This window comes from Kamptonema formosum PCC 10802, from assembly GCF_000332335.1.
In the GTDB taxonomy this organism is placed as follows: Bacteria; Cyanobacteriota; Cyanobacteriia; order Cyanobacteriales; family Oscillatoriaceae; genus Oscillatoria.
On record NZ_KB235948.1, the window covers coordinates 5,499,870 to 5,500,528 of the forward strand.

Below are 659 nucleotides of genomic sequence, written 5' to 3' on the forward strand. Positions count from 1 at the left end.
TTCATGGCATCGCGCGTGGGCCATGCCCCACCCGATAAGCAGCAATACCCCATCCCCTAATGCCTCCAGGGGATAATTGGAGGATGTTTATGTCCTAACCTAAGTGCCTATTGCGATAGAGACTCGGTTTCCAGATATAAAATTTGGGCGCTATCGCAGGATTCATCTTTGCGATCGTGCGATGGTGCCCAAGTTTTTCCCGGCGCGCCTTACAGCGGGGGGATCATATGCGTGAGGGGAACCGCCTACCTCACATGAAGCCGAAAAATCCCTGAGGCGGCTCCCCTCACACAAAAGAAGCCCGCGCCCTTCCCTCAACTTGTGATAACCTGGGTTTGTGGGAACCAGAGGGAAAGCCGGTGCTATGTCCTTACCCAAATCAGAAACCTGGCGCATGTCTGGCGCAGCGCTAGCGCAGTATTTCATATAGGTTAGGACATTCATGGCATCGCGCGTGGGCCATGCCCCACCCGATAAGCAGCAATACCCCATCCCCTAATGCCTCCAGGGGATAATTGGAAGATGTTTATGTCCTAACCTAAGTGCCTATTGCGATAGAGACTCGGTTTCCAGATATAAAATTTGGGCGCTATCGCAGGATTCATCTTTGCGATCGTGCGATGGTGCCCAAGTTTTTCCCGGCGCGCCTTACAGCGGGG